The sequence below is a fragment of the Bradyrhizobium sp. KZN70725 genome, from assembly GCF_055264925.1.
Map to the genome: position 1 here is coordinate 107,120 of NZ_JBUYWT010000016.1, position 26,591 is coordinate 133,710.

General features: G+C 64.9%; 24 protein-coding genes. 12 read left to right on the forward strand and 12 right to left on the reverse strand.

The genetic code is table 11. The features are described 5' to 3' along the window. Window positions 1-102 precede the first annotated feature (102 nt). The 5 genes from ACZBJS_RS17840 to ACZBJS_RS17860 all read right to left on the reverse strand — a co-directional run bounded on the left by ACZBJS_RS17840 (window position 103) and on the right by ACZBJS_RS17860 (window position 5,729). Window positions 103-1,230: an acyl-CoA dehydrogenase family protein gene (locus tag ACZBJS_RS17840; protein ID WP_316397486.1), complete on the reverse strand. Its 1,128-nt coding sequence runs from the start codon at window positions 1,228-1,230 to the stop codon at window positions 103-105. Window positions 1,231-1,361: 131 nt separating this feature from the next. Beyond that, a complete protein-coding gene (locus ACZBJS_RS17845; RefSeq protein ID WP_316397487.1) occupies window positions 1,362-3,230 on the reverse strand; it encodes an AMP-binding protein in 1,869 nt (622 codons plus the stop codon). Window positions 3,231-3,271: 41 nt separating this feature from the next. Continuing rightward, the gene (locus tag ACZBJS_RS17850; RefSeq protein ID WP_168858655.1) at window positions 3,272-4,078 is read right to left on the reverse strand and encodes an enoyl-CoA hydratase/isomerase family protein; all 807 of its coding nucleotides are present in this window, start codon (window positions 4,076-4,078) and stop codon (window positions 3,272-3,274) included. Window positions 4,079-4,258: 180 nt separating this feature from the next. Next, window positions 4,259-5,017, reverse strand: a complete 759-nt coding sequence (locus ACZBJS_RS17855) for an SDR family NAD(P)-dependent oxidoreductase (RefSeq protein ID WP_016847447.1) — start codon at window positions 5,015-5,017, stop codon at window positions 4,259-4,261. A gap of 46 nt (window positions 5,018-5,063) precedes the next feature. Further along, window positions 5,064-5,729: a TetR family transcriptional regulator gene (locus ACZBJS_RS17860; RefSeq protein WP_057016282.1), complete on the reverse strand. Its 666-nt coding sequence runs from the start codon at window positions 5,727-5,729 to the stop codon at window positions 5,064-5,066. Window positions 5,730-5,903: 174 nt separating this feature from the next. On the opposite strand from ACZBJS_RS17860, the gene ACZBJS_RS17865 reads away from it, so the two are divergent. Beyond that, window positions 5,904-7,076, forward strand: a complete 1,173-nt coding sequence (locus tag ACZBJS_RS17865) for an acetyl-CoA C-acetyltransferase (RefSeq protein WP_057016283.1) — start codon at window positions 5,904-5,906, stop codon at window positions 7,074-7,076. Window positions 7,077-7,256: 180 nt separating this feature from the next. Further along, window positions 7,257-8,801, forward strand: a complete 1,545-nt coding sequence (locus ACZBJS_RS17870; RefSeq protein ID WP_316397489.1) for an acyl-CoA synthetase — start codon at window positions 7,257-7,259, stop codon at window positions 8,799-8,801. A gap of 218 nt (window positions 8,802-9,019) precedes the next feature. On the opposite strand, the gene ACZBJS_RS17875 is transcribed toward ACZBJS_RS17870, so the two are convergent. Next, window positions 9,020-9,526 carry a hypothetical protein gene (locus ACZBJS_RS17875; RefSeq protein ID WP_316397490.1) on the reverse strand — a complete coding sequence of 169 codons (507 nt, stop codon included), beginning with the start codon at window positions 9,524-9,526 and terminating at the stop codon, window positions 9,020-9,022. Between the two features lie 102 nt (window positions 9,527-9,628). Here ACZBJS_RS17875 and ACZBJS_RS17880 point away from each other — a divergent pair, with 102 nt between their 5' ends. From ACZBJS_RS17880 to ACZBJS_RS17895, 4 genes are all read left to right on the forward strand, one after another. Beyond that, on the forward strand, window positions 9,629-10,783 hold the full coding sequence (locus tag ACZBJS_RS17880) for an alpha/beta hydrolase (RefSeq protein ID WP_316397491.1): 1,155 nt from the start codon (window positions 9,629-9,631) through the stop codon (window positions 10,781-10,783). A 178-nt stretch (window positions 10,784-10,961) separates the two neighbouring features. Then, window positions 10,962-11,933 (forward strand): iron exporter MbfA, encoded by a 972-nt coding sequence (gene mbfA / locus ACZBJS_RS17885; protein ID WP_057016287.1) that lies wholly within the window; start codon window positions 10,962-10,964, stop codon window positions 11,931-11,933. Between the two features lie 254 nt (window positions 11,934-12,187). Further along, complete coding sequence (locus tag ACZBJS_RS17890) at window positions 12,188-13,660, forward strand: amidase (RefSeq protein ID WP_316397492.1); 1,473 nt, start codon at window positions 12,188-12,190, stop codon at window positions 13,658-13,660. Between the two features lie 209 nt (window positions 13,661-13,869). After that, window positions 13,870-14,223 (forward strand): nuclear transport factor 2 family protein, encoded by a 354-nt coding sequence (locus ACZBJS_RS17895; RefSeq protein ID WP_057020071.1) that lies wholly within the window; start codon window positions 13,870-13,872, stop codon window positions 14,221-14,223. Between the two features lie 138 nt (window positions 14,224-14,361). On the opposite strand, the gene ACZBJS_RS17900 is transcribed toward ACZBJS_RS17895, so the two are convergent. Together ACZBJS_RS17900 and ACZBJS_RS17905 are read right to left on the reverse strand one after the other, a co-directional pair. Continuing rightward, window positions 14,362-15,450, reverse strand: a complete 1,089-nt coding sequence (locus tag ACZBJS_RS17900) for a Zn-dependent alcohol dehydrogenase (protein ID WP_018269116.1) — start codon at window positions 15,448-15,450, stop codon at window positions 14,362-14,364. A gap of 53 nt (window positions 15,451-15,503) precedes the next feature. Beyond that, window positions 15,504-17,285 carry an acyl-CoA dehydrogenase family protein gene (locus ACZBJS_RS17905; protein ID WP_316397515.1) on the reverse strand — a complete coding sequence of 594 codons (1,782 nt, stop codon included), beginning with the start codon at window positions 17,283-17,285 and terminating at the stop codon, window positions 15,504-15,506. 71 nt (window positions 17,286-17,356) lie between these two features. Between ACZBJS_RS17905 and ACZBJS_RS17910 the strand changes: the two genes are divergently transcribed. Further along, complete coding sequence (locus tag ACZBJS_RS17910; protein ID WP_316397494.1) at window positions 17,357-18,058, forward strand: SDR family NAD(P)-dependent oxidoreductase; 702 nt, start codon at window positions 17,357-17,359, stop codon at window positions 18,056-18,058. A gap of 237 nt (window positions 18,059-18,295) precedes the next feature. Continuing rightward, window positions 18,296-19,126: an enoyl-CoA hydratase gene (locus tag ACZBJS_RS17915; RefSeq protein ID WP_057020172.1), complete on the forward strand. Its 831-nt coding sequence runs from the start codon at window positions 18,296-18,298 to the stop codon at window positions 19,124-19,126. A 171-nt stretch (window positions 19,127-19,297) separates the two neighbouring features. Here the strand turns inward: ACZBJS_RS17915 and ACZBJS_RS17920 are convergent, their stop codons facing one another. Continuing rightward, window positions 19,298-19,921: a GNAT family N-acetyltransferase gene (locus tag ACZBJS_RS17920; protein WP_316397496.1), complete on the reverse strand. Its 624-nt coding sequence runs from the start codon at window positions 19,919-19,921 to the stop codon at window positions 19,298-19,300. A gap of 70 nt (window positions 19,922-19,991) precedes the next feature. Further along, window positions 19,992-20,210 carry a DUF1127 domain-containing protein gene (locus ACZBJS_RS17925; protein WP_316397497.1) on the reverse strand — a complete coding sequence of 73 codons (219 nt, stop codon included), beginning with the start codon at window positions 20,208-20,210 and terminating at the stop codon, window positions 19,992-19,994. Between the two features lie 118 nt (window positions 20,211-20,328). On the opposite strand from ACZBJS_RS17925, the gene ACZBJS_RS17930 reads away from it, so the two are divergent. From ACZBJS_RS17930 to tcuB, 4 genes are all read left to right on the forward strand, one after another. Further along, window positions 20,329-21,228, forward strand: a complete 900-nt coding sequence (locus tag ACZBJS_RS17930; RefSeq protein ID WP_057020076.1) for a transcriptional regulator GcvA — start codon at window positions 20,329-20,331, stop codon at window positions 21,226-21,228. 278 nt (window positions 21,229-21,506) lie between these two features. Further along, window positions 21,507-22,817: an MFS transporter gene (gene tcuC, locus ACZBJS_RS17935; protein WP_076832572.1), complete on the forward strand. Its 1,311-nt coding sequence runs from the start codon at window positions 21,507-21,509 to the stop codon at window positions 22,815-22,817. Window positions 22,818-22,945: 128 nt separating this feature from the next. Continuing rightward, complete coding sequence (tcuA, locus tag ACZBJS_RS17940) at window positions 22,946-24,346, forward strand: FAD-dependent tricarballylate dehydrogenase TcuA (protein ID WP_410469765.1); 1,401 nt, start codon at window positions 22,946-22,948, stop codon at window positions 24,344-24,346. Between the two features lie 16 nt (window positions 24,347-24,362). Next, window positions 24,363-25,466, forward strand: a complete 1,104-nt coding sequence (tcuB, locus tag ACZBJS_RS17945) for a tricarballylate utilization 4Fe-4S protein TcuB (RefSeq protein ID WP_316397500.1) — start codon at window positions 24,363-24,365, stop codon at window positions 25,464-25,466. Window positions 25,467-25,505: 39 nt separating this feature from the next. Here the strand turns inward: tcuB and ACZBJS_RS17950 are convergent, their stop codons facing one another. Together ACZBJS_RS17950 and ACZBJS_RS17955 are read right to left on the reverse strand one after the other, a co-directional pair. Further along, window positions 25,506-26,090, reverse strand: coding sequence for a class I SAM-dependent methyltransferase (locus tag ACZBJS_RS17950; RefSeq protein WP_210263000.1), 585 nt, complete (start codon window positions 26,088-26,090; stop codon window positions 25,506-25,508). A gap of 42 nt (window positions 26,091-26,132) precedes the next feature. Then, window positions 26,133-26,546 carry a Rieske (2Fe-2S) protein gene (locus tag ACZBJS_RS17955; protein ID WP_016846808.1) on the reverse strand — a complete coding sequence of 138 codons (414 nt, stop codon included), beginning with the start codon at window positions 26,544-26,546 and terminating at the stop codon, window positions 26,133-26,135. Window positions 26,547-26,591: the final 45 nt, after the last annotated feature.

The following is a 26,591-nucleotide window of genomic DNA, read 5'->3' on the forward strand; positions in this document are numbered from 1 at the left end:
GTCATTCCGGGGCGATGCGCAGCATCGAACCCGGAATCTCGATTCCCAACCTCTGGATTCCGGGTTCGCGCTACGCGCGCCCCGGAATGACGAATCGTATCGTTACGCCGCGTTCTTCTTGCGCATGCGGTCGATCAGCGCGTCTTCCCAATAGGACAGGCTGCCGAGACCGAGCGCCACCGCATTGGCGCGGCGGTAGTACATGTGGCAGTCGAACTCCCAGGTGAAGCCCATGCCGCCATGAACCTGGATGTTGTTTTTGGCGCAGTGCTGGAACGCCTGCGTCGCGCTGATGCGCGCGGCGGCGGCGGCTTCCGGCAATTCGCCGGCATTGGTCGAGAGCGCCCAGGCGCCGTAGTAGCAATTTGAGCGCGCCAGCGTCGCCGACACATACATGTCGGCCAGCATGTGCTTGACCGCCTGGAACGAGCCGATCGGACGGCCAAAGGCAATACGATCAAGCGCATAGTCGCGGCCCATCTCCAGCGCGCGGTCGGCGCCGCCGACCTGCTCGAATGCCGTCAACACGGCCGCGCGATCCAGCACCTGGGAGATGACGCTCCAGCCCTCGCCGGTAGCGCCGAGCGGCTCGGCCTTCGCATCCTTGAAGGTGAATTCGGCCTGGCCGCGGGTCAGGTCGATGTTGGTGAGCGACTTGACCTCGACGCCGCCGGCCTTGAGATCGACGATGAACACGGAAATATCGGACTCGCGTCCGCTCGAGCCGGTGCGCGCGGCGACAACGGCGAAATCGGCGATCGCGCCATCCGGCACCGGCTTCTTGACGCCGTTGAGCACGCCGCCATTGGCCGTGAGCTTGATCGCTTTCGGCGACGGGTTACCCTTGCCTTCGAACAGCGCCAGCGTGCCGATGGCTTCGCCCGCGGCGATCTTCGGCAGCCACTTCTGCTTCTGCGCGTCGCTGCCTGCGATCAGGATCGCTTCGGCGGCGAGATAGACGGTGGAGGAAAACGGCACCGGCGCCAGCGCGCGGCCCATTTCCTCCGCGATCACGCAGAGCTCGAGATGGCCGGCGCCCGCACCGCCGAACTGTTCCGGGATCGCAACGCCAAGGAAGCCCATCTCGGCGAGGCCCTTCCACAGCGCCTTGTCGTAAGGCGCCTTGCCGTCGAGCACCTTGCGCACGGCTTTCGGCGGGCACTGTTCGCTGAGGAATTTCCGCGCCTCGTCGCGCATCTGCTTCTGTTCGTCGGAGAAATCGAAATTCATGGCGCTTACCTTTTCTTGCTGTCATTCCGGGGCGATGCGCAGCATCGAACCCGGAATCTCGACGTAAGGAACCTCTGGATTCCGGGTTCACGCTTCGCGCGCCCCGAAATGACGCGTTTGCTTTCGTAGGATCAGTTCAAGATGATCACGTCGTCGCCGGGCTTGCCGGCATACAGCTTCTCGACCAGTGCGGCGCGGCGTTCGAGGCCGGCGCGCTGGTTGATGTAGCCCTTGTCGGTGAGCTCGTTGCCGTCGATCGACGGCGGCTCGACCATCAGCATCGCACGCGCGATACGCATGCTGCTGCCGGTGGTGGACGCATTGTGCGCCTGCAAACCCTTCTTCAGGCAGGCAAGCACTTCGGGATGCCGGATCACGTCCTCGTAGCTGGCATCGGCATTGCCGACGAGCTGGCGGCAGGCGTGCAGGTTCGGCCAGCACAGCAGGCCGATGAACTCACGGTCCTGCCCCGCAACCAGCGCGTCATGCACGACCGGCGTCGCGGCTGATATCGCATCGGTGCGCAACGAGCCGACATGCACGAACGTGCCGGTGGTCAGCTTGAAATCCTCGACCACCCGGCCGGCAAAGATGATGCCCTGCAGCGGGTCTTCGGGGTTCACGAACACGCCGGCATCGCCGATGCAGTAGAAGCCCTCCTCGTCGAACATCTTGGCCGTGAGGTCCGGCTGGCCGAAATAGCCTAGCGTGACGTTGACGCCGCGCAGCCGCAATTCATATTTCGAGCCGCACGGCACCATCTTCAGCTCGACGCCAGGGAACGGCAGGCCGATCAGGCCGACGCGCTCGGTGTCCCAATAGGTGCCGGTCGAGGTCGGCGCGGTCTCGGTCGAGCCCCAACCGGTGTAGAACACGATGCGCTCGCCCGTGGTCTTCACCGCCAGCGCCTGCATGCGGTCATAGAGATCGTCGGGCAGCCGGGCGCCGCCATAGGCCATGATCGAGAGGTTCTTGAAGAAGCTCGCGCACAGCGCCTCGTCCTTCTCCATCGCGGCGGCGAGCGCCGCATAGCCGGCCGGCACGTTGGCGTAATAGGTCGGCGACACCTCGCGCAGGTTCCTGATGGTCTCCTCGAGCTGGCCCGGCATCGGCCGGCCGTCGTCGATATAGAGCGTGCCGCCATCGACCAGCACCGGATTGAACGCGGCGTTGCCGCCCATGGTGTGATTCCACGGCATCCAGTCGAGCACCGTCGCGATCGGTCCCTCCGTTTCACGCGGGCGCACCTGCATCATCATCGCCGCGTTGGCACACATCATCTCCTGGGTGTTGATGACGGCCTTGGGCATGCCGGTCGAGCCCGAGGTGAACAGCAGCTTGCCGACGGTCCTGGGCGTGATCTTCGCGATGGACTCGCCGACCGCAGCCGTCACCGGCGTTGCCGCGAGGTCGGCAAAGGCCGCGCTCGTGATGCCCTCGCAGGGACGCAGGACGTGGACGACCGTGATGCCGGTGAGATCGATCGCTTTGAGCGCCTTCTCGAAAGTCGGGCCGTCCTGCACCATCACGACGGCCGGCTTGATCAGGTTGAACAGGTATTTGAGCTTGAGATGATCCTGGCTCATCAGCGAATAGGCCGGCGACACCGGCGCGGCCGGCAGCCGCGCCTGCATCGCGGCCTGCGTCATCAGCGCGTGCTCGATAGAATTGCCCGAGAGGATCGCGACGGGCCGGCCGTCGCCGACGCCGAGATCGAGCAGGCCTTGCGTCAGCGCATCGACGGTGCGCTTGGCTTCACCATAGGACACCTTGCGCCATTGCCGGTCGGGACCACCGCGTTGCGCGAGCCAGATCCGCTCCGGCGCCTGCGCCGCCCATTTGGCGAGATAGGCCGGAATATGCGTCTCGTAGGCCTGGAGCGGAATCCGCGACTTCAGGACGACGGTGCCGTCACCGCGCCGCTCGACCGCGATGTCACGTGCGAGCCAATCCACCTTGCGAAAGGCAGGTTTCGTCAGCATCGCCGCGTCTCCATCCATTTTGCGTCTCCCGGAATTCTTGTCCTTTTGAGGATCTGTTCTCAGCGCCTGATATAGACAGGCTTTCGTTTCTCGAGAAAGGCCCTGATGCCTTCCTGGAAATCTTCCGAGCGGCTGCACAGCACCTGATTGCGATCCTCCATCGCAATCACGGCCTCGATCGAGCCGGCATCGACGCTCATGTTGATGCATTCCTTCGAGAGGCGGAGACCGACCGGCGAGGCCGTCATCATCGCCTCGACATAAGGATTGGCCGCAGCATCAAGATCGGCGACCTCGACCACCTCGGACACCAGGCCGACCGCAAGCGCGCGGTCGGCATGGATGAAGCGCCCGGTGAGGATCAATTCGGACGCAACCGACACACCGACGAGGCGCGGCAGGAAATAGCTGGTGCCGATATCGCAGCCGCCGAGACCGAGCTTGATGAAGGCGCAATTCATCCGCGCGTTCTTCGCCGCGATGCGGATGTCGGCGGCAAGCGCCAGCGCGAAGCCGCCGCCGGCGGCCGCACCCTGCACCAGCGCGATGATCGGCTGCGGAGCGCGCCGCATCAGCATCACGATGTCGGCGATGCGCCGCTGCGAGTCCAGCGACTCCGTGACGCCGGGCGGCTCGGTCTGTCCACCACGGCGCGCCATCGCGTGCTTGAGATCGAGCCCGGCGCAGAAATTCGCACCGGCGCCCTTCAGCACCACGACGCGGGTGTCGCGATTGCGCTGCAGGCCCTGGAAATAGACGTTGAGCGCGTCGATCAGCGAAGGGTCGAGTGCGTTGAGGCTCTCGGGACGATTGAGCGTGACCCAATCGACCCCGTCGTGATGTTCGATCAGCAGCGGCTGAGACACGCGCATGGTCCTCCCGACCGTCGTCCCGGCCAAGCGAAGCGCGAGCCGGGACCCATAACCACAGGCTTTTGTTGTTTTGCGCGGTGTCTGCCAGCTTGCCTGTTACAGACGCCGCGGAGTATGGGTCCCGGCTCCAGCGCGCAATTGCGCGCAAGGCCGGGACGACAGCGGAATTCGCCGTTAGCGCGGCGCCATGCGGATGGCGCCGTCGAGGCGGATGGTTTCGCCGTTGAGCATCGGGTTCTCGACGATGTGGACCGCGAGGTTGCCGTATTCCGAGGCATCGCCGAGGCGGGCCGGATGCGGCACCTGGGCGCCGAGGCTCTTACGCGCTTCCTCGTTCAGACCCATCAACAGCGGCGTCAGGAACAGGCCCGGCGCGATGGTGTTGACGCGGATCTTCAGGCTGGCGAGGTCGCGCGCAGCCGGCAGCGTGAGGCCGACGACGCCGCCTTTCGAGGCGGAATAGGCGATCTGGCCGATCTGGCCTTCATAGGCCGCGACCGATGCGGTGTTGATCGCGACGCCGCGCTCCTCGCCGATCGGGGCTTCGGTCGCCAGCCGCTCGGCGAACAGGCGCAGCACGTTGAAGGTGCCGATCAAATTGACGTTGATGATGCGGACGAACTTTGCCAGCGGATAGACGCCGTCCTTGCCGACGATGCGCTGCGAACCGCCGATGCCGGCGCAGTTCATCAAGACGCGCGCGATGCCGTGCGCGGCCTCGGCCTTGGCGATCGCAGCCTTGATCGCGTCCTCGTCGGTGACGTCGGCATGCAGCGCGACGCCCTTCACCTCGGCGGCGACTTTCTCAGCGTTTTCCTTGTTCTGGTCGATCACGCCGATCTTGGCGCCCTTGGCGGCCATGGCGCGCGCGGTTGCGGCACCAAGGCCGGAGCCACCGCCGGTGATGAGAACAGCAACGTCTTTCAACTGCATGGATACAACCTTTCCTTGGGCGTTTCTTCTCTAGACTCGAACTTTGTTATCCGGCGGCGACTGCTGCCGTTTCCTTATCGGGATTGAGCACGCCGCCGAAGATCAAGGCTTCCATGTGCTTGATGTAATCGCGGCAGACCTCGTCGGTGACCGGACCGACGCCGACCGCGCGCGACATCGCGTGGCGGCCGAAGAACAGATGATCGCAGGCGCCGATCAGGCTGGTGTAGAACAGCACCGGATCGATCTTGCGGAATTCACCGGCCTTGATGCCTTCTGCGAGCAGCCGGCGGTGAAAATCCAAAAGCGGCGCGACGAAGAATTTCGACACCTCGTTCGCAGCGGCAGGCGAGCTCTCGTGCAGGAGATAATGGATCAGCCGGTTCATATAGGGGAACTGGTGATAGGCGCGGATGATGCCGCCGATATGCAGCCGCAATTTTGCGGACGGCGTGATCGGCTGGCTGATGAGATATTCGAGTTGCGATATCTCGGTGGCGGCGTCGCGCGCCAGCAGCGCCAGCAACAACCCGTCCTTGTTGCCGAAATGATATTTCACCAGCGCGGCGTTGACGCCCGACTTCTGCGCGATGTCGGACAGCGACACCTCGATCGAGGCGCGCTCGATCATCAGCTCACTGGCCGCAACCAAAAGCTTGTCGGCGGTGGCATTTTTGCCGGCCGGAAGTTTCGTCGGTACGCTGGTATTCAACTGCGCTCTGGTCCCGCTCTAGGTCAGGGTTCGACGGTAAATCGAGGCCGCACATAAGCCCATGGCGGGGCCGCACTCAAGAGTTAATTGATTGATTGACTAAATGCTGAGCCACCCCTTAAATCCGGCCCAACTTTCAGACCGCCCAATCCGGAAACATCAGGGAGATCAGACATGGCCGAGGCATATATCGTCGCCGCCGCTCGCACCGCGGGCGGCCGCAAGGGAGGACGCCTCGCCGGCTGGCATCCGGCCGATCTGGCCGCGACCGTGCTCGATGCGCTGGTCGAGCGCACCGGCGCCGACCCGGCGCAGGTCGAGGACGTGATCATGGGCTGCGTGATGCAGACCGGCGAGCAGTCCACCAACATCGCGCGCAACGCTGTCATGGCCTCGAAGCTGCCGGAGAGCGTGCCGGCGACCTCGATCGACCGCCAGTGCGGTTCCTCGCAGCAGGCGCTGCACTTCGCGGCGCAGGCGGTGATGTCTGGCACGATGGACTGCGTGATCGCCGCCGGCGTGGAATCGATGACCCGCGTGCCGATGGGCCTCGCCTCCTCGCTGCCCGCCAAGAACGGCTTCGGCCACTACAAGAGCCCGGGCATCGAGGCGAAGTATCCCAACATCGTGTTCAGCCAGTTCACCGGCGCGGAGATGATGGCCGAGAAGTACGGCCTGTCGAAGGACGAGCTCGACGAATACTCCTATAACAGCCATCAGCGCGCGATCGCGGCCACGCAAGCCGGCCACTTCAAGGACGAGATCGTGCCGGTCAAGATCACCCGCGCCGACGGCTCGACCGACACCCATCACATCGACGAAGGCATCCGCTTCGACGCCAGCCTCGACGGCATCAAGGGCGTCAAGCTGATCGCCGAGAACGGCAAGCTCACCGCGGCGAGCGCCAGCCAGATCTGCGACGGCGCCTCCGGCGTCATGGTCGTCAACGAGAAGGGCCTGAAGGCGCTCGGCGTCAAGCCGATGGCGCGCATCCATCACCTCACCATGATGGGCGGCGACCCCGTGATCATGCTGGAAGCGCCGCTGCCGGCAACCCAGCGCGCGCTGCAGAAGGCCGGCATGAAGATTGACGACATTGATCTCTTCGAGGTCAACGAGGCCTTCGCCTCGGTGCCGACCGCTTGGCTGAAGACCACCGGCGCCGATCCGGCCCGGCTCAACGTCAACGGCGGCGCGATCGCGCTCGGCCATCCGCTCGGCGGCAGCGGCACCAAGCTGATGACGACGCTGCTGCATGCCCTCAAGCAGCGCAACAAGCGCTACGGCCTGCAGACCATGTGCGAAGGCGGCGGCATGGCCAATGTGACGATTGTCGAGCGGCTGTAAGAAAAGTCCGCATCAGCGGCCACAACAATGATGTCGTCCCGGCGTAGGCCGGGACCCATAACCACAGCCGTTTGTGGTTAGGCGCGGCTGGGGCCACAACTCAGTCCAACAAGAAAAATTGGTGGTTATGGGTCCCCGCGTTCGCGGGGACGACCACTATTGATGCTCCGAGGAAACACAATGACCCATCCGTCGATCCACGCGCGCACCCATCCGAACAAGATCGCCTATCAGATGGCGGCGTCCGGCAAGGCCATCACCTATCGCGAGCTCGACGAGCTTTCGAACCAGGGCGCGAATCTGTTCCGCTCGCTCGGCCTGAAGGCCGGTGACCACATCGCGCTGCTGATGGAAAACCGGCTCGCATTCATGGAGATCTGCTGGGCAGCGCAGCGCTCGGGTCTCTATTACACGGCGATCAGCCGCTATCTGACGGAAGAAGAGATCGCCTACATCATCAAGGACTGCGGCGCGAAGGTGTTCATCACCACCCCGCAGTGCGCCGACAAGGTGAAGGGCCTGATCAAGGGCGAGGCGGGCGAGCCGCTGTTCTACATGATGGACGAGCCCGCACCGGGCTTCCGCTCCTACGACAAGGAAGCCGGCGCGCAGCCGACCACGCCGGTTGCCGACGAGGTCGCCGGCTACGACATGCTGTATTCCTCCGGCACCACCGGCCGACCCAAGGGCATCAAGAAGCAGTTCGAGGGCAACCGGATCGACGTGCCGAACCCGTTCCTGCGCATTCTCACCGCCGACATGTGCGGCATGAATGCCGACAGCATCTATCTGTCGCCGGCGCCGCTCTATCACGCGGCCCCGCTGCGCTTCAACATGATGGCCACCGTGCTCGGAGGCACCTCCGTCATCATGGAGCATTTCGACGCCGAGGAATTTCTGAAGCAGGTCGAGAAGCACAAGGTGACGCAGTCGCAGCTGGTGCCGACCATGTTCGTGCGCATGCTGAAGCTGCCCGACGAAGTGCGCGCACGCTACAAGGTCTCGTCGCTGAAAGGCGCGATCCACGCCGCGGCGCCCTGCCCGGTCGACGTCAAGGCCGAGATGATCGAATGGTGGGGACCGATCCTGATCGAGTATTACGCCGGCTCCGAAGGCAATGGCGTCACGGTCTCGACCTCGCAGCAATGGCTGACCCACCGCGGCACGGTCGGCCGCGCGGTGGTCGGCAAGGTCAAGATCCTCGACGAGAACGACGAGGAAGCGCCGACCGGCCAGATCGGTCAGGTCTTTTTCGCCGACGCGCCGGCGTTCTCCTATCACAACGATCCGGAGAAGACGAAGAAGGCCTACAACACCAAGGGCTGGTCGACGCTCGGCGATGTCGGCTACCTCGACGAAGAGGGCTTCCTCTATCTGACCGACCGCAAGAGCTACATGATCATCTCCGGCGGCGTGAACATCTATCCGCAGGAGACCGAGGACGTCCTGATCACGCATCCGGCGGTGTCCGACGTCGCGGTGTTCGGCGTGCCGAACGAGGAGATGGGCGAAGAGGTCAAGGCCGTGGTGCAGCCGCACGACATCACCAGGGCCGGCAAGGAGCTCGAGGCCGAGCTGATCGCGTTCTGCCGGCAGCATCTGTCGCCGATCAAATGCCCCAAGAGCATCGACTTCGAGCAAGAGCTGCCGCGCACGCCGACCGGCAAACTGGTGAAGCGCCATCTGCGCGACCGCTATTGGCCGAAGGTGCCTGCCAGGCCGTGACCGCGGTTCGCCGCTCCCCGGAGGGGCCGTCGTCGCGCCGCGGCCAAAATATCGAAAACAACCCCATGCAAAGGAGCTGGCGGCTGCCCGCGTTCGACAAGGCAGCTTGACACGTCGGGCAACTCAGAGATAGATTTCCAATATTCCGAAATAGTGCAAACGATCCGGGGGAGGATGAAGAGCGCACGCGGGACGCCGCTTGCGCGCACCCCGCCGACCTACAACTCCGCCGCCGGTTCGCACGCGGCAGACGCCGCGGCGCGCAGATGCAGTTGGCCGTGCTTGCCATTTGCCGTGGTGGTCCACTGCGCATCGATCTGCTTAAAATCCTCCGACAGCTTGCCGCGGTGGCTGCCCTCGGTCTCGAACGATCCACTGTCGTCGGGCGACCGCTCAAACAGCTCGACCTCGAGATCGGACAGCCGGATGAACATCTGCACGCCGATCTTGGTTACGTGACCGCCGACCTCGTATGACCCGCAGCCGCGCGCTTCCGCGTTCTGCTCGTTCAGCGCTTGCACCTTGTCGAAGGTGATGACGAGGTGCTGCACCGTCGCGTCACCGTCCCACAGGAATTCGCCGATATAGGCGTGCGGCAGTCTTTCGGTCAGTTGCTTGATGTCGGCGGCACGCACGGCCGATGCCAGCATCAAGCTTGCGGCCACGACCGTCAGACCGAGGCGCGACATCGAGCCGGTCAGCTCTGCAATCCTGGCGTGGCGCATGCGGTATGCATCCCCTGGGCAAAGTTGCTATCGTGAAACAATGGCCGCCAGCATACAGCGAAATGCGCTGGTTGTGCGGCGATGCCAAACAGGTGATCTCCGATGCCAGCCCTCCCCGACATCCCGCTGCCCTCCACCATCCGCTCGCGTTATGTCGACGGGATCAACGGCCTGCGCATGCATGTGCTGGAAGCGGGCTTCGAAACATCCGGCCGGCCCTGCCTGTTGCTGCTGCACGGCTTTCCGGAGCTGGCGTTCTCCTGGCGCAAGGTGATGCCGAAGCTCGCCGCCGCCGGCTATCATGTGATCGCGCCGGACCAGCGCGGCTATGGCCGCACATCAGGCTGGAGTGCGGAGTATGACGGCGATCTTGCGTCATTCCGCCTGCCCAATCTGGTGCGCGATGCGCTCGGGCTGGTCGCTGCGTTCGGCTACAAGCACGTCGATGCGGTGATCGGGCACGATTTCGGCTCGTCGGTTGCGGCGTGGTGCGCACTGATCCGGCCCGACGTGTTCCGCGCGGTGGTGATGATGAGCGCGCCGTTTTCGGGGCCGCCGTCGCTGCCGTTCAACACCGCGAGCGCGCCGACAAAGCCAGCGACCGACGACCCCGTGCATCGCGAGCTCGCCGCGCTGCCGCGGCCGCGCAAGCACTACCAATGGTACTATTCGACGCGCCCGGCCAGTGACGACATGCATCGCGCGCCGCAGGGCGTGCACGACTTCCTGCGTGCCTATTACCACCACAAAAGCGCGGACTGGAAAGACAACAAGCCGTATCCGCTGCAATCCTGGTCGGCAGGCGAACTGGCAAAACTGCCGACCTATTACGTGATGGATATCGCCAAGAACATGGCCGCGACCGTCGCCGAGGAGATGCCGTCACGCGAGGCGATCGCCGCCAACACGTGGCTGCCGGATAGCGAGCTCGCATATTACAGCGCCGAATATCGGCGGACCGGATTCCAGGGCGGGCTGCAATGGTATCGCTGCGGCACCTCGGGGGCGTTCGTCCCGGAGCTACAGACCTGGAGCGGCCGCACGATCGACCAGCCGTCGGCCTTCATTTCGGGCAAACAGGATTGGGGCACCTATCAGCGGCCTGGCGTGTTCGAGGCGATGCAGACGAAAGCCTGCACCAACATGATCGGCTGTCATCTGGTCGACGGTGCCGGGCACTGGGTGCAGCAGGAGCAGCCCGATGAGGTGAGCCGGCTGCTGCTCACATTCCTGCGAGACGCCGGCGCACAGCGCTAGATTCCCGTTCGGCCGTCGCGTCGCATCCCGTTGATCTCAGGCGTTTTCTTCGCTCAACCCGCGCGGCTTGCCGGTGCTGCAACAGCGAATCCGGGCCGATCCGGATTTGACCCGGCGCCGGTGCAACCCTATAGTTTAGAACTATTCTAATTTTAAACTCTGTGAACAAGGCGTTGCCGTGAAGAACTTTGCCGATCTGACCGAGCGCGAGGTGCTGGCGGTCGCGATCGCCTCCGAGGAGGAGGACAGCCGCATCTACATGACGTTCGCGGAGGATCTCGCCGGGCGCTATCCCGATACCGCCAAGATTTTCGAGGAGATGGCCGAGGAGGAGCGCGGCCATCGCCACCGACTGCTGGAAACCTACGAGCAGCGCTTCGGGGCGCATCTGCCGCCGATCCGGCGCGAGGACGTCAAAGGCTTCCTGCGCCGCCGCCCGATCTGGCTCACCAAGAACCTGCCGCTCGACACCATCCGCAAGGAAGTCGAGACCATGGAGTTGGAAGCCGAGCGCTTCTATGCCAAAGCCGCCGAGAAGGCCGAGGATGTCGGCGTGCGGCGGCTGCTCGGCGATCTCGCCGAGGAGGAGAAGGGCCACGAGAAGCTCGCGGTGAAGCTGACCGGCGAGATCCTCAAGCCGGACGTGCGCGCCGAGGAAGACCGCACGCGGCGGCGGATGTTCGTGCTGCAATATGTGCAGCCGGGTCTCGCCGGATTGATGGACGGCTCGGTCTCGACCCTGGCGCCGCTGTTCGCCGCCGCCTTCGCAACGCATCACAACTGGCAAACCTTCCTGGTCGGGCTTGCCGCCTCGATCGGCGCCGGCATCAGCATGGGCTTTGCCGAGGCGCTGTCCGACGACGGCTCGCTGACCGGCCGCGGCTCGCCCTGGCTGCGCGGCCTGACCTGCGGCTTGATGACGACGCTCGGCGGGCTCGGCCACACCATTCCCTATCTGGTGCCCGATGCCTGGCCGAACGCATTCTGGATCGCGACCGCGATCGCCGGGATCGTGGTGTTCTTCGAATTGTGGGCGATCGCCTTCATCCGCGCGCGCTACATGGACACGCCGTTCCTGCAGGCGGTATTCCAGATCGTGCTCGGCGGCGCGATCGTGCTCGCGGTCGGCATCCTGATCGGCGCGGCGTAGCAACGGTTCAATTCTCCCTCTCCCCGTTCTTACGGGGAGGGTTGGGGTGAGGGGCCATATCCACACGTGACGCAAGTCGACGTACCTGTACCCCCTCACCCGCCGCGCAAGCGCGCGGCGACCTCTCCCCGCAAGCGGGGCGAGGTAGAGCAGAGCAATTCCGATCAAACACGGCGACAACGTCACGGCTACAGCGCTTGCGGGCGGCAGCCAAACTGCCCATCATCGCGCCAACAACAAACCGGGAGCACGCCGTGGCCAAATCGCAATACAGCTTCAAGACCGCCGTCGAGTTGTCGAAGGCGCTGCGCAACAAGCAGGTCTCGGCAGTTGAGCTCGCACAGGACGCGATCGGCCGCATCGAGCGCCACGACGGCAAGGTCAACGCGGTCTGCGTGCGCGACTTCGAGCGCGGCCTCGCCGCTGCGCGCGCTGCGGATGCCGCGATCGCGCGCGGCGAGCACAGGCCGCTGCTCGGCATCCCCATGACGGTGAAGGAATCCTTCAACGTCGCCGGCTTGCCGACGACCTGGGGCTTCCTGCCGCAAAAGGATTTTGTCCCGACCGAGGACGCGCTCTCGATTCAGCGCGTGAAGGACGCCGGCGGCGTCATCCTCGGCAAGACCAACGTGCCGGTCGGGCTCGCCGACTGGCAGAGCTACAACGAGATCTACGGCACCACCAACAATCCCTACGACCTCGGCCGCACGCCGGGCGGCTCCTCCGGCGGATCGTCGGCGGCGCTCGCCGCGGGCTATGGCGCGCTGTCGCTCGGCTCGGACATCGGCGGCTCGCTGCGCGTGCCGGCGTTTCATTGCGGCGTCTATGCGCACAAGCCGACCTTCGCGCTGCTGCCGTCGCGCGGCCACACCGCGCCGCCGGCACCGCCCATCATCTATGAGCGCGACCTTGCGGTAACCGGCCCGATGGCGCGCGGCGCGGCCGACCTGTCGCTGCTGCTCGACGTGATGGCCGCTCCCGATCCGCTCGATGCCGGCAAGGCCTATCGCCTCGACCTGCCGGCGGCGCGCCACGCCAGCCTGAAGGATTTCCGGATCCTCGTGATCGACACCGATTCGGTGTTGCCGACCGACAAGGCGGTTCGCGGCAGCATCGACAAGCTCGCGAGCCACCTCGACAAGGCCGGCGCCAAGATATCGCGGTCGAGCCCGCTGCTGCCGGATTTCGCGGCGTCCTCGCGGCTCTATATGCGGATGTTGCTGTCGTTCCTCGCCGCGACCTTCCCGCCGGAGGTCTATGCCGGCGCCTGCGCGGCAGCGGCCGCGCTGCCCGCCGGCGACAACAGCCTGCAGGCCGAACGGCTGCGCGGCATCGCGCTCAGCCACCGCGACTGGGTACAGGCGACGGTCGCCCGCTCGCGGCTGCGCGCGCAATGGCGCGAGCTGTTCAAATCGTTCGACGCGGTGATCTGCCCGATCATGCCGACGCCGGCCTATCCGCACGATCATGCGCCCGACCAGGAGCAGCGGCGGATATTGATCGACGGCGAGCCCTACATCTACACCGACCAGCTCGCCTGGCCCGGCATCGCGACCCTGCCCGGCCTGCCTTCGACCGCGATCCCGACCGGCTTTGCGCCCGACGGATTGCCGGTCGGCGCGCAGATCGTCGGCCCCTGGCTCGAGGACCGCACGCCGCTCAAGCTCGCCGAGCTGATCGAGCGCGAATTCGGCGGCTTCGTGCCGCCGAAGATGTTCGATGATTGATCAGCGGTCATTGCAGAGCGACGAAGGGCACCTAACTCTATCGCCGTCACCCTGAGGAGCGCGCCGTTGCGCGCGTCTCGAAGGGTCGACGGCCACCGGCCGGGCCGTGCATCCTTCGAGACGCCGCTTCGCGGCTCCTCAGGATGACGGTATCGAGGCCGCCGCCGCCGACACAGCAATGACGGACAGCAGAACCAGGGAGGAAACCAATGAGCAACGATCTCGAGGAGCTCACGAAGCTCAACAAGGACTACGTTGACTCCGTTCAGAACTGCGACGTCAAGCGCTTCGACGAAATTCTGGCGCAGGACTTCTACTGCACCAATCCCGACAAGAGCCTGGTCGACCGCGCTGCCTTCCTGAAGCAGACCGCGATCCCGGTGAAGATCAAGGGCCTGAAGGCCGAGGACGTCAAAATCCGCATCCTCGGCGATTTCGCCATCATCCACGCCCAGACCAGCTACACCAACGCGGACGGTGAGCCGGCGCACGGCCGCTATACCGATTGCTGGGCGCGGCAGAACGGAAAATGGCGCGCGGTATCCGCGCATGTCGCGCGGTGAGCGATTCAGGTGTCGTCCCGGCGCAGGCCGGGACCCATAACCACCGCAGCTTGTGGTGAGTAAAGAAAGTCGTCCACCCACGTGCCCAAAGCGAGGCCGCGGCGTATGGGTCCCGGCCTACGCCGGGACGACACACGCTCAGCTATCAAACATGATCACGCTGCGCAGCGTCTTGCCGGCTTTCATGTTGGCAAAGCCCTCGTTGATCTCGGAGAGCTTCAGCTTGGCCGAGATCCAGTCTTCCAGATGCAGCTTGCCGCGCATGTAGAAGTCGACGAGGCGCGGCATGTCGACGCGGAAGTGGTTGGAGCCCATCGACGAGCCCTGGATGCGGCGCTCGCGCAGGAAGTCGAAGCCGTGCAGCTCGATCTTCTGGCCGAACGGGATCATGCCGACGATGGTCGCGGTGCCGCCCGCCGCCAGCATGGCGAAGGCCTGCTCGGCGGTGTCCTTGCGGCCGAGCACCTCGAAGGAGTGCTGCACGCCGCCGCCGGTGAGCTCGCGCACCTGCTGGACCACGTCGCCGCGGGCCGGATCGACGATATCGGTGGCGCCGAGCTTGGTCGCAAGCTGCAACTTGGCCGGATTGGTATCGATCGCGATGATGCGGCCGGCGCCGGCGATCTGCGCACCGTTGATCGCGGCCATGCCGACGCCGCCGCAACCGATCACAGCCACCGTCTCGCCGGCGGTCACCTTCGCGGTGTTCACCACCGCGCCATAACCGGTGATGACGCCGCAGCCGATTAGCGCGGCGAGATCGAGCGGCATCTCCTTCTTGATCTTCACGATGGCGTTCTCGTGCACCAGCATCTGCTCGGCGAAGGACGACAGATTGAGGAACTGGTTGAGCTTCTCCTTCCTGCCCCATGACAGGCGGTTGGAGGCGCCGGGCAGCATCTTCACCGTGGTGTCGGTGCACAGCACGGTGCGGCCGGTGGTGCAGTTGTCGCAGGTGCCGCAGAACACCGACAGGCAGGTGACGACGTGATCGCCGGGCTTCACGTAATTGACGTCGGAGCCGACCTTCTCGACCACGCCGGCCGATTCATGGCCGAGCACCGCCGGCAGCGGATGCGGATAGAGGCCTTCCATGAAGTGCAGATCGGAATGGCAGAGGCCCGCGACCGCGGTGCGGATCAGGACCTCGCGCGGCCCCGGATTGGGCACGCTGACATCCTCGATCACCAGCGGTTGATTGACTTCATGCAGGACGGCGGCCTTCATCGGGGTCTCCCTTGACGTTTTTGATTGTTTGAAAAGTTCGCTCGCGCAGCAGCCTACGCTGCGTCAAGCAATTCGCCAACCTCGGCCATGCCGACCGCGCCATCGCCGAGCAGGTGCTCGGTCATCGTGCGCTGAACGGTATTTTCCGTTAGCCGGAACGGATCGCCCGGCAGCACGCGGTGATCGATCACCATCCGCGACAGCAACAGCCGGCGCGCATCGCCGCGCATCTGGTGGATGCGCCCGCCCTCCCACGCCAGCGCGACCGCGCTTGCGACATGATAGAGCAGGCTGGTGGCGCGGCGCGCGTCGCCCTCATTGTCGATGCGGCTCGCCACCTCGCGCGCAAACGCGACCGCACGGTCGCTGAGATCGCGCAGCCGGTTGCGCCAGGCCTGCGGAACATTCGGGCTGTCATCGAGCCGCGCATGCAGATCGGCGGCGAGCGCATTGTCGGCGCCATGGCGGCCGACCGCACGCTTCAGCGCATCGATCGCGACGATATTGCCGGTGCCCTCCCAGATCGAGCCGAGATGCGCGTCGCGCAGCAGCCGCGGCGTGACGAATTCCTCGATGTAGCCGATGCCGCCGCGCATCTCCATCGCATCGCCGCAGACCTTTCGGGCGTCGCGAGTGGCGCGGAATTTCAGCGTCGGCGTCAGGATGCGAAGCAGCGCCGCGGCGTCCTGACTGCCGGCCTCGGCGCGGTCCAGCGCGTCAGCGGTCAAAAAGCTCATCGACAGCGCCTGTTCGGTCGGCAGCATGATCTTCATCAGCTGCCGCCGCGCCAGCGGCAGGTCGATGATGCGCTGGCCGAACACCACGCGGCCACGCGCCACTGTCATCGCGTCGTGCCAGGCGCGGCGCATCAGCGCAGTCGATTTCACGCCGTTGGAGAGCCGCGACGAGTTCACCATCTCGGCCATCTGCACGAAGCCGCGGTCGAGCTTGCCGACGGCGTAGGCGATCGCGCCGTCGAACTTGATCTCGCCCGAGGCCATCGAGCGGGTGCCGAGCTTGTCCTTCAACCGCACGATCCGGTAATGGTTCTGCGAACCGTCGTCGAGGAAACGCGGCATCAGGAACAGGCCGACGCCGCGGGTGCCCGGCCCGGCGCCTTCCGGCCGCGCCAGCAGCATCACCACCTTGGCATCGGCGTTGGAGCAGAACCACTTCTCGCCATAGAGCCGCCAGTGGTCGCCCTCCTGCACGGCGCGCGTGGTCAGCGTGCCGACATCGGAGCCGCCCTCCTTCTCGGTCATGAACTGGCCGCCCTGCGTCAGCTTGCTCATGTCGGTCTGGGTCAGGCCGTCGAGATATTTCGCCTTCAACGCCTCGCTGCCGAAATTTGCCAGCAGCTTTGCACAACCGTCGGTGACATTGATCGGGCAGCCCATACCGAATTCGGTCTGGTTGAACAGGAAGGTGAAGGCGTGCTTGGCCACGACAGGATACTTGTCGGGCCAGCCCATGATGCCCTTGCGGAGCGACAGCGCATGGATGCCGAACTCGCCGAACGCGGCCTTCTCGATCTCGCGATAGGCCGGATGATATTCGATGTGCTGCACGTCGCGGCCGAACTTGTCGCGCTGGTGCAACACCGGCGTATGCCGGTCGGCAAGCCGCGCGCATTCGTCGAGATAGCCTCCGGCCAATCCACCGAGGCGGTCGAGATGCGGCTCGATATGGCGGAACAATGCATCGGGCAAATGCAGCTTCAGAAGATCGGTCAGCGCCGGATCGGCCCGGTAGAAATTCATTCCCGTCGTGTCGGGCGCCAGCAGGCCCGGCTGGCTGGCGGCTGACGTTTTCGGATCCTGCTTGTGCGGCTGCATTGAATTCCCGGCTTCGGTGCTCATTTGTTTGGGCACGACTATCCTCCTCCGGCCGAGCAAAGGAAAGCCCAATGGATATTCCAAAATACAAGATCGCCCTGATCGTCGGCGCCGGCGAGGGTCTCAGCGCCTCGTTGACGCGGCTATTTTCGCGGGAGGGAATTCGCGTGGCACTCGGCGCCCGCAGCATCGAGAAGCTCGGCGCGCTCTGCACCGAAACCGGCGCGCGGGCCTATGCTTGCGACGCCACCAAGGCCGAGGATGTCGAACGTCTTTTTGGTCTGGTCGAGCGCGAGATTGGAACGCCTGATCTCGTGGTCTACAACGCCTCCGGCCGCTCGCGCGGGCCCTTCGTTGAACTGGTCCCTTCAGAGGTCGAGCAGGCGATCGCGGTCTCGGCGTTCGGCGGATTCCTGGTGGCGCAGGAGGCGGCGAAGCGCATGCTGCCCAACAAGAAGGGCGCAATCCTGTTCACCGGCGCCTCCGCCAGCGTGAAGGGCTATGCGCAATCGGCGCCGTTCGCGATGGGCAAGTTCGCCTTGCGCGGCCTCGCGCAGAGCATGGCGCGCGAACTGTCGCCGCAGGGTATTCACGTCGCGCATTTCGTGATCGACGGCGGCATCCGCAGCGCTGCCCGCGCCGAGCCCGCCGACCGGCCGGACTCGATGCTCGATCCCGACGCGATTGCACTGAGCTACTGGAGCGTGCTGCAGCAGCCGCGCAGTGCCTGGACCTGGGAGCTGGAATTGCGGCCCTGGGTTGAGAAGTTTTGAGATGACGAAGATCATGTAAGCAGCGTAGGCTGGACGAAACGCCAACGTGATCAAGATCGCGAGCAAGCTGTGAGGCGGTGCGCACGAGGCTTGGCGCCTTTTGCTCACCGCGTGAAGTAACTTTCACCGTCATTCCGGGATGGTGCGCTATCACCAGACCCGGAATCTCGAGATTCCGGTCTGGTGCTAGCGCACCATCCCGGAATGACGAAACAAACAGACATGGGGAGCGACGACATGACCGCTGAAATCAAGATCGAGACCGGCACCGACGAACTGCTCTGCGTGATCCGCGATCGCGTCGCCGTCATCACGCTGAATCGCCCGGACGCCCGCAACTCGCTGTCGGACACACTGACGCCGGCGCTGCGCACGATGATCAAGACCTGCGGCGAGAACCCCGAGGTCGGCGTGCTGCTCGTCACCGGCGCCGGCAAGGCTTTCTGCGCCGGCGGCAACGTCAAGGGCATGGGCGCGCATCGCGACAAAAAGAAGCTCGAAATGTCCTATGAGGACAAGGTCGCGGATTTGCAGGAGCGCCAGCGCCTGCTCACCGGCTCGCTGGCCTCGGTGCGCAAGCCGACCATTGCTGCCCTTCCCGGTCCCGCGGTCGGCGCCGGCCTTGCGATCGCGATGGCCTGCGACATCCGGATCGCGGCGCAATCCGCCTTCATCTCGACCGGTTACTTGCGCGTGGCGCTGAGCGGCGATTACGGCATGGCATGGCTGTTGACGCGGCTGGTCGGCACCTCGCGCGCCCGCGAGCTGATGTTCACCTCGGAGAAGGTCGACGCCACGAGATGCGAGCAGATCGGTCTCGTCAATCGCGTGGTGCCGGACGAAACGCTGCAGGACGACGCCTTTGCGCTGGCGAAGTCCATCGCCGAAGGCCCGACGCTGGCGCTGCGCTACATGAAGGACAATCTCGACGAGGCGCTGCAGTTCGACTTCGCCACCGCACGCGACCACGAGGCCGAGCGGCTGATCCGGCTCACCACGACGGCCGATCACAAGGAGGCGGTGCAGGCCTTCATCGAGAAGCGCAAGCCGGTGTTTCGGGGGAGTTGATCCTAGTTCGATGTCCGTCATTGCCGGGCCTGACCCGGCAATCCATCGAAAGAAACGCTTTCGCTCGATGGATGCGCGGGTCAAGCCCGCGCATGACGAGTAGCAGTCGCAGCACCGGTTGGGAAAAGAAAAGGGCCCGGTTCTGGAGGGGCCAGAACCGGGCCTAGTCAGTCAAACCGCAAGCGAGGACATCGCGGCCAAGCGGGAAGTGGCGGCAAGCCGCCAGCTGGCACAGGGAATGTCTTGCGGTTCGACGTGGATCTCTTTCACGAAGCGCACCAGCTTCCAGTCGCCGGGGCTCTGGGTGAAGGCGTAGCCCGACTTGCGGGCGAGGCCGATCATCGTCGCATTGGAACGCAGCGTGTCGCCGAAGATGCGTTCGGCTCCGAAGGACGCCGCACGGCATTCGAGATTCCTGAGCAACGCCTTGCCAATGCCGTGGCCCTGCCACCGGTCATCGATCGACAGGCCGAACTCGACGCTCGACGTATCGGCATGGAAGGCGTAGCGGGCTTCGCCGACGATGGTCTCAAAGCCATCGACCAGCATCGTCGCGACCACCGTGAACCGGTCAGCCTCGCCGACATGGATGAAACGTTCGAGCTCCGTCTTCGGCAGCTCGCTCAACGCGCCCAGGAAGCGGTTGTAACGGGACCCCGCGGAGAGCGAGCGGATGTAGCTCTGCAGCTCTTCGCGGTCGCGCGGCTCGACGAAGCGCACCTTGACCTCGCTGCCGTTCTTGGCGCGCAGCACGTCAGAGTATTGCTGGAGATCGTCGAGATGCAGCGCAACCATGACACGCTCCTCGGGTGAAGAAATTAGCCGGCGTCCCTCGATCGAGGCGACGCCAGCGGTGGCGTCCTTCTCAGGCCCGCCAGAACGGCTTCTCGGTCTCGAACACGATGTCGCTGCGGGACATGCCGATGTCGTGCAGGTCGCGCTCGGTCCACTGCGACAGCTCGCGGCGGCGCTCGTAGCGCTCCCACCAGACATGCAGCGTCTCGCCGACCTGGCTCAGCAGGCCCGATGCGTGATGATTTGGCGTATGATGATTTGTCATCGATTCATGGGTGAAAATGGACATCTGCGGCTCCTGTCGGTAACCTGTTGGCGGTAATATCGGGGCTATTCGGCCCGCTCACAAACGACACTTTGTACCGTTTCGCATGAATTAAAGTCATGTATTTGGAGACGCCCCAGAGATGACCAGCCGCCTGCCTTCGCTGAATGGCCTGAGGGCGTTCGAGGCCGCCGCGCGGCATATGAGCTTCACGCTGGCGGCGTCCGAACTGAACGTGACGCAGACCGCGATCAGCCATCAGATCCGGCGGCTTGAGGAGGAGCTCGGCGTCCGCCTGTTCGTCCGCCAAAACCGCTCGCTGAGCCTGACGCCGGAGGCTACCGAATACCTTCCCGGCGTCCGGGCCGCCTTCAACGATCTCAGGCTCGCCACCGACCGCCTGTTGCGCCGGGACGACGATCACGTGCTGACGGTCTCGACGCTGGCATCGCTTGCCGCCAAATGGCTACTGCCGCGGCTGTCGGCCTTCCAGGAGGCGCATTCCGGCATCGACGTTCGCATCACCACCTCGACCAGCCTGGTCGACTTCCAGCGCGACAAGGTCGACGCGGCGATCCGCTATGGCCGCGGCCAATGGGCGGGCTTGCGTGCGGACTGGCTGATGGCGGATGAGCTGTTTCCGGTATGCAGCCCGTCGCTGCTGCAGGGAACCAGACCGCTGAAATGCCCTGAAGACCTCAGGGACCACACGCTCCTGCACACCAGCAACGCCAACAGCGACGACTGGCGGCTGTGGCTGACCGCGGCGGGGCTGCCGACCGATATTTCCAAGCAGCCCGGCGTCACCTTCGACCTGCTGTTCGTGACGATCCAGGCCGCGATCGACGGCATCGGCATCGCGATGGGCCGCACCTCCTATGTGCAGGACGACATCGCCAAGGGTCGCCTCGTGGTTCCCTTCAAGATCGCGCTACCGGCCGACGCCGGCTTCTACCTGGTTTCGCCGCAGGGACGCGCCGATACGCCAAAGCTCTCCGCGTTCCGGAGCTGGCTCGGCACAACGGCGCACGCGGCGCCTTGATGCGCCGCACGCGCCGGCCGGAGCTTCGGTTCTGATTGGACCTGGGCCGAAGCGCCAGATCGTTGTTTTGACGAGGTTTCTTCGCGCGAACCAATATCCCCTTCGCTCGAAAGGCTCCCTGCGATTTCCACCTACGGCTTTTTTCCCATAGCCCCCCGCGTGATTCCGGGTTGGTCGCGCCGGACAGCCGTGCCAAATTGCCGCACATGGCAGTTAACTGCTTTGGCCGGCGAGACAATTTGCGCCGGCCGTTTTTGTCACGGGGAGGAAAGGGCGTTATGTCGCAGTCGAGTTCATCGCAAGTCCCGCAGATCAAATCGCGTCTTGGCGCCATCCTGCGCGCGACCAGCGGCAATTTCCTCGAGCAGTTCGACTTCTTCCTGTTCGGCTTCTATGCCCAGGCGATTGCGAAGGCCTTCTTCCCCTCCGAGAACGAGACCGCGGCGCTGCTCAACGCGTTCGGCGTGTTCTGGCTCGGCGCCCTGATGCGCCCGGTCGGCGCCGTCGTGCTCGGCGCGTATATCGACCGCATCGGCCGCCGCAAGGGCCTGATCGTGACGCTGTCGATCATGGCTATCGGCACCGTGGTGATCGCGCTCTGCCCGAGCTATTCGACCATCGGCATTGCGGCGCCGATCATCGTGCTGATCGCGCGCCTGCTGCAGGGCTTCTCCGCCGGCGTCGAGCTCGGCGGCGTCTCGGTCTATCTCGCGGAGATCGCCACGCCCGGCAATCGCGGCTTCTACACCTCGTTCCAGTCGGCGAGCCAGCAGGTCGCGATCTTCGTCGCCTCGATCCTCGGCTTCGTCCTCAGCGAGAGCATGCCGGCCGCGACCGTGGCCTCCTGGGGCTGGCGCATCCCGTTCTTCGTCGGCTGCCTGATCATCCCGGTGATCTTCTTCCTGCGCCGGACGCTGGAGGAGACCCCGGCGTTCCTCGCGATGAAGAAGCATCCGACCGCAAGCGAGGTGTTCGCCTCGGCGATCGCGAACTGGCGCATCGTCGTGCTCGGCATGATGATCGCGGTGCTGACCACCACCACCTTCTACTTCGTCACCGTCTATACGCCGACCTTCGGCAAGACCGTGCTGAAGCTCTCGACCCAGGATGCGCTGCTGGTGACGCTGCTGGTTGCGGTGACCAATTTCATATGGAATCCGGTCGGCGGCGCGGTGTCCGACCGGATCGGCCGCAAGCCGGTGCTGCTGGCGATCGCCGGCCTGTCCCTCATCACGGCCTATCCGGCGTTGCACTGGCTGGTGACCAATCCCTCGTTCGGCAAGATGCTGGCGGTCGAGATGATGTTCTCCTTCTATTTCGGCGTCTACAGCGGCACCATGCTGGGCTGCTTGGTCGAGATCGTGCCGGCGCATGTCCGCACCACCTGCTTCTCGCTGGCCTTTGCATTGGCGGCCGGGCTGTTCGGCACCTTCACGCCGTTCGCCTCGACCTGGCTGATCCAGCAGACCGGCGACAAGGCTTCGCCCGGCTACTGGCTGATGTGCGCCGCAGCTCTCGGCATCGTCGCCGCGCTGATCGTCTATCGTGGCGGCCAGACCATCGAGCAGCGCGAGACGGTTGCGGCCTGATATTCCACTTCGCGGCCGGGTGGGCTCGCTGGGCATGACTTCTCCGGAAAATCGCGACACGCTTTTCCGGATCATGCTCATGCGCCCGGCCGTGTTGCTTTCCATGCCAACAACGATAACAAGAGCGCATGGTTGATCTGACGCGCAGGTTCGACGTGCTGGTGATCGGCGGCGGCAACGCCGCGCTGTGCGCTGCGATCAGCGCACGGCGCGCCGGCGCTTCCGTCCTGGTGCTGGAAGGCGCCCCGAAATTCTATCGCGGCGGCAACACCCGCCACACCCGCAACATGCGCTGCGCCCATGACGCGGCGACCGAGATCCTCACCGGTCCCTACACCGAGGAGGAGTTCTGGAAGGATTTGCTGCTGGTGACCGGCGGCCAGACCGACGAGGAACTGGCCCGCTTCATGATCCACGAGTCCAAGGACATCCTGAACTGGATCGTCGAGCAGGGCGTGCGCTGGCAGCCGTCGCTCGGCGGCACGCTGAGCCTTGGCCGCACCAACTCGTTCTTCCTCGGCGGCGGCCGCGCGATGCTGAACGCGCTCTATCGCACCGCCGAGGAGCTCGGCGTCGACATCCTCTACGATGCCGAGGTCATCGATCTCACGGTCGAGGACGGCATGTTCCTTTCGGCGCAGCTGAAGCAGCCGGTCGGCGGCAAGACCGAGGTCCGCGCCTCGACCCTGGTTGCGGCCGCCGGCGGCTTCGAGGCCAACATCGAATGGCTGAAGGAATCCTGGGGCGATGCGGCCGACAATTTCCTGATCCGCGGCACGCCCTATAATCGCGGCGCGATCCTCAAGATGCTGCTCGCCAAGGGCGTGCAGGAGATCGGCGATCCGACGCAATGCCATGCCGTGGCGATCGACGCCCGCGCGCCGAAATTCGACGGCGGCATCATCACGCGTCACGATTCGGTCGTGTTCGGCATCGTCGTCAACAAGCATGCCGAGCGCTTCTACGACGAGGGCGAGGACATCTGGCCCAAGCGCTATGCGATCTGGGGCCGGCTGGTCGCCGCGCAGCCGGACCAGATCGCCTACATCATCTTCGACTCGACCGTGGTGACGAGCTTCATGCCGACGCTGTTTCCGCCGATCGCGGGTGCGACGATTGCCGAGCTCGCCGGCAAGCTCGAGCTCGACGCGGCCGCGCTGGAAAAGACCATCACCGAGTTCAACGCCGCGGTGCAGCCCGGCACCTTCGACCACACCATCCTCGACGACTGCGCTACCCAAGGCATCACGCCGCCGAAGACGCATTGGGCGCGCCGGATCGAGACGACGCCCTATCTCGCCTATCCGGTGCGGCCCGGCATCACCTTCACCTATCTCGGCACCCGCGTGAACAGGGAGGCGCGGATACTGATGAAGGACGGCAAGCCGTCCGCCAACATGTTCGCCGCCGGCGAGATCATGGCCGGCAACGTGCTCGGCAAGGGCTATGCCGCCGGCATCGGCATGACCATCGGCAGCGTGTTCGGCCGCGTCGCCGGCCGGGAAGCAGCCAAGAATGCGCGGAACTGAAGGCGGGACTGACGCGATGCACGGGACGAGTATCTTGCAGGAAGCCGACCGTCTGATGACGGTGTGCAATTCCTGCCGCTATTGCGAGGGCCTGTGCGCGGTGTTTCCCGCGATGGAGATGCGCCGCGCCTTCTCCGACGGCGATCTCAACTACCTCGCCAACCTCTGCCACGGCTGCGGCGCCTGCTACACCGACTGCCAGTTCTCGCCGCCGCACGAATTCAACGTCAATGTACCGAAGACGCTCGCGGTCGCGCGCGCCGAATCCTATGCCGCCTATGCCTGGCCGCGCGCCTTTGCCGGCGCGTTCGCGCGCAACGGCCTCGTCATCAGCCTGATCGCAGCGCTCAGCGTCGCCGCCTTTATCTTCGGCTTCGCCGCGGTCAATGATCGCGGCGTGCTCACCGGCATCCACACCGGTCCCGGCGCGTTCTACAAACTGATGCCGCACAATGCGATGGCGCTGCTGTTCGGCTTAGCCCTGCTCTACGCGATCCTGGCGCTGGTAATGGGCGTGCGCGCCTTCTGGCGCGACATCGGCGAGCCGGTCGGCATGACGACGGATGCGAAGGCGCTGTTGCAGGCGGTCCGCGACGCCGGCGAGCTGCGCTACCTCGACGGCGGCGGTGTCGGCTGCTTCAACGAGGACGACCAGCCGACCGACCGCCGCAAGCTGTATCACCACTTCACCTTCTATGGCTTCGCGCTGTGCTTCGCCGCGACCTGCGTCGGCACGCTGTATCACTACCTCCTGGCGCGCGAGGCACCCTATGCGTGGTGGGACCTGCCCGTCGTGCTCGGCACGCTCGGCGGCATTGGGCTCGTGGTCGGCCCGCTCGGCCTGCTCGGCGAGAAATGGAAGCGCGACCGCGTGCTGGTCGACGAGCAGCGCATGGGCATGGACACCGCGTTCATCCTGATGCTGTTCCTGACCAGCATCACCGGCCTCGCCTTGCTGCTGTGGCGCGAGACCGCCGCGATGGGCCCGCTGCTGGCGCTGCATCTGGGCGTGGTGTTCGCGCTGTTCATCACCATGCCCTACGGCAAATTCGTGCACGGTATCTACCGCTTTGTCGCGCTGGTGCGCTATGCGCGCGAACGGCAGATGATGGCGGAATGAATGGTGGTGGGTTAGCGCAGCGTAGCCCGGCTTACGAACTCATCTTGCATCGGGCTTTGTCGCCAGCGCACAGAACCACTCATTTGTCTCGACCAGCTGAGCCTGCGTGAAGCCGGCCGCTGCCAGCTTTTCCGTCACCCCTTCCTTGGGCTGTCCGGAGTAGCGCGTAAAGCCGAGTGCGATCCTGCCGCTCGGCTTCATCACGCGACGGACCTCACGTAGCCCGGCGACGGCATCCGGCCAGACCTGCATCGAGTTGATCGCCAGCGCCGCGTCGAAGCTATTCGCATCGAATGGCATGCGTTCCACGGAGCCAAGCCGAAGCTCGACACGACCATCCTCGATCGCGGCCGCGTTCCGGGCGCGAGCTTGCCCGACCATCTCCTGCGACGGATCAATGCCCGCGATGCGTCCGACCGGCACCAATGTCGACAGGCGATGAATGACGGCGCCCGGACCAAACCCGACTTCGAGCACGCTGTCATCAGGTCCTACCTCTAGGCGATCTGCGACCCACGCGCCGCAATCTGCATTGGTGCGCGCCATGATCATGCCGCCGAGCCTCCCCAGCAGGCCCCGGGGGCGGCCAAACGCACGCAAGAGGATGCTTTGCACGACGCTCACCGATTGCCATCTCCGGTGAACAGGATTTCGGGACGGTCGCGGCTACAAATCCACCACCACGTAGTCACTCTCCACCGCGACCTTGATGGTCTCGGCGACATACGGTCCCTTCACCACATTGGTGCCCGGCTCGACGCTGACCGGATAGGCGCGCACGCGGAAGCGGCGCGGGTCGCAATAGGACTGGCCAGTGCGGATGTCGAACTCCCAGCCGTGCCAGGGGCAGCGCAGGATCTCGCCGAGCTTGGTGTATTCGATTTCGCCGGGGTCCGACGACGACGCGAGCCCGATCAGCGGCCCCTCACACAGCGCCGCGCCCTGATGCGGGCAGCGGTTCAGCAGGCCGAAGAACTCGCCCTTGACGTTGAAGACCGCGATCGGCCGTCCGTCGATCTCGAGAAATTTTCGCGAACCCGGCGGCAGCTCGTCCACCGGGGCTATCACATGCCGCGCCATCAATCGTTCTCACGCATGATCTGATTCGAAAAACCGGTTCCCACT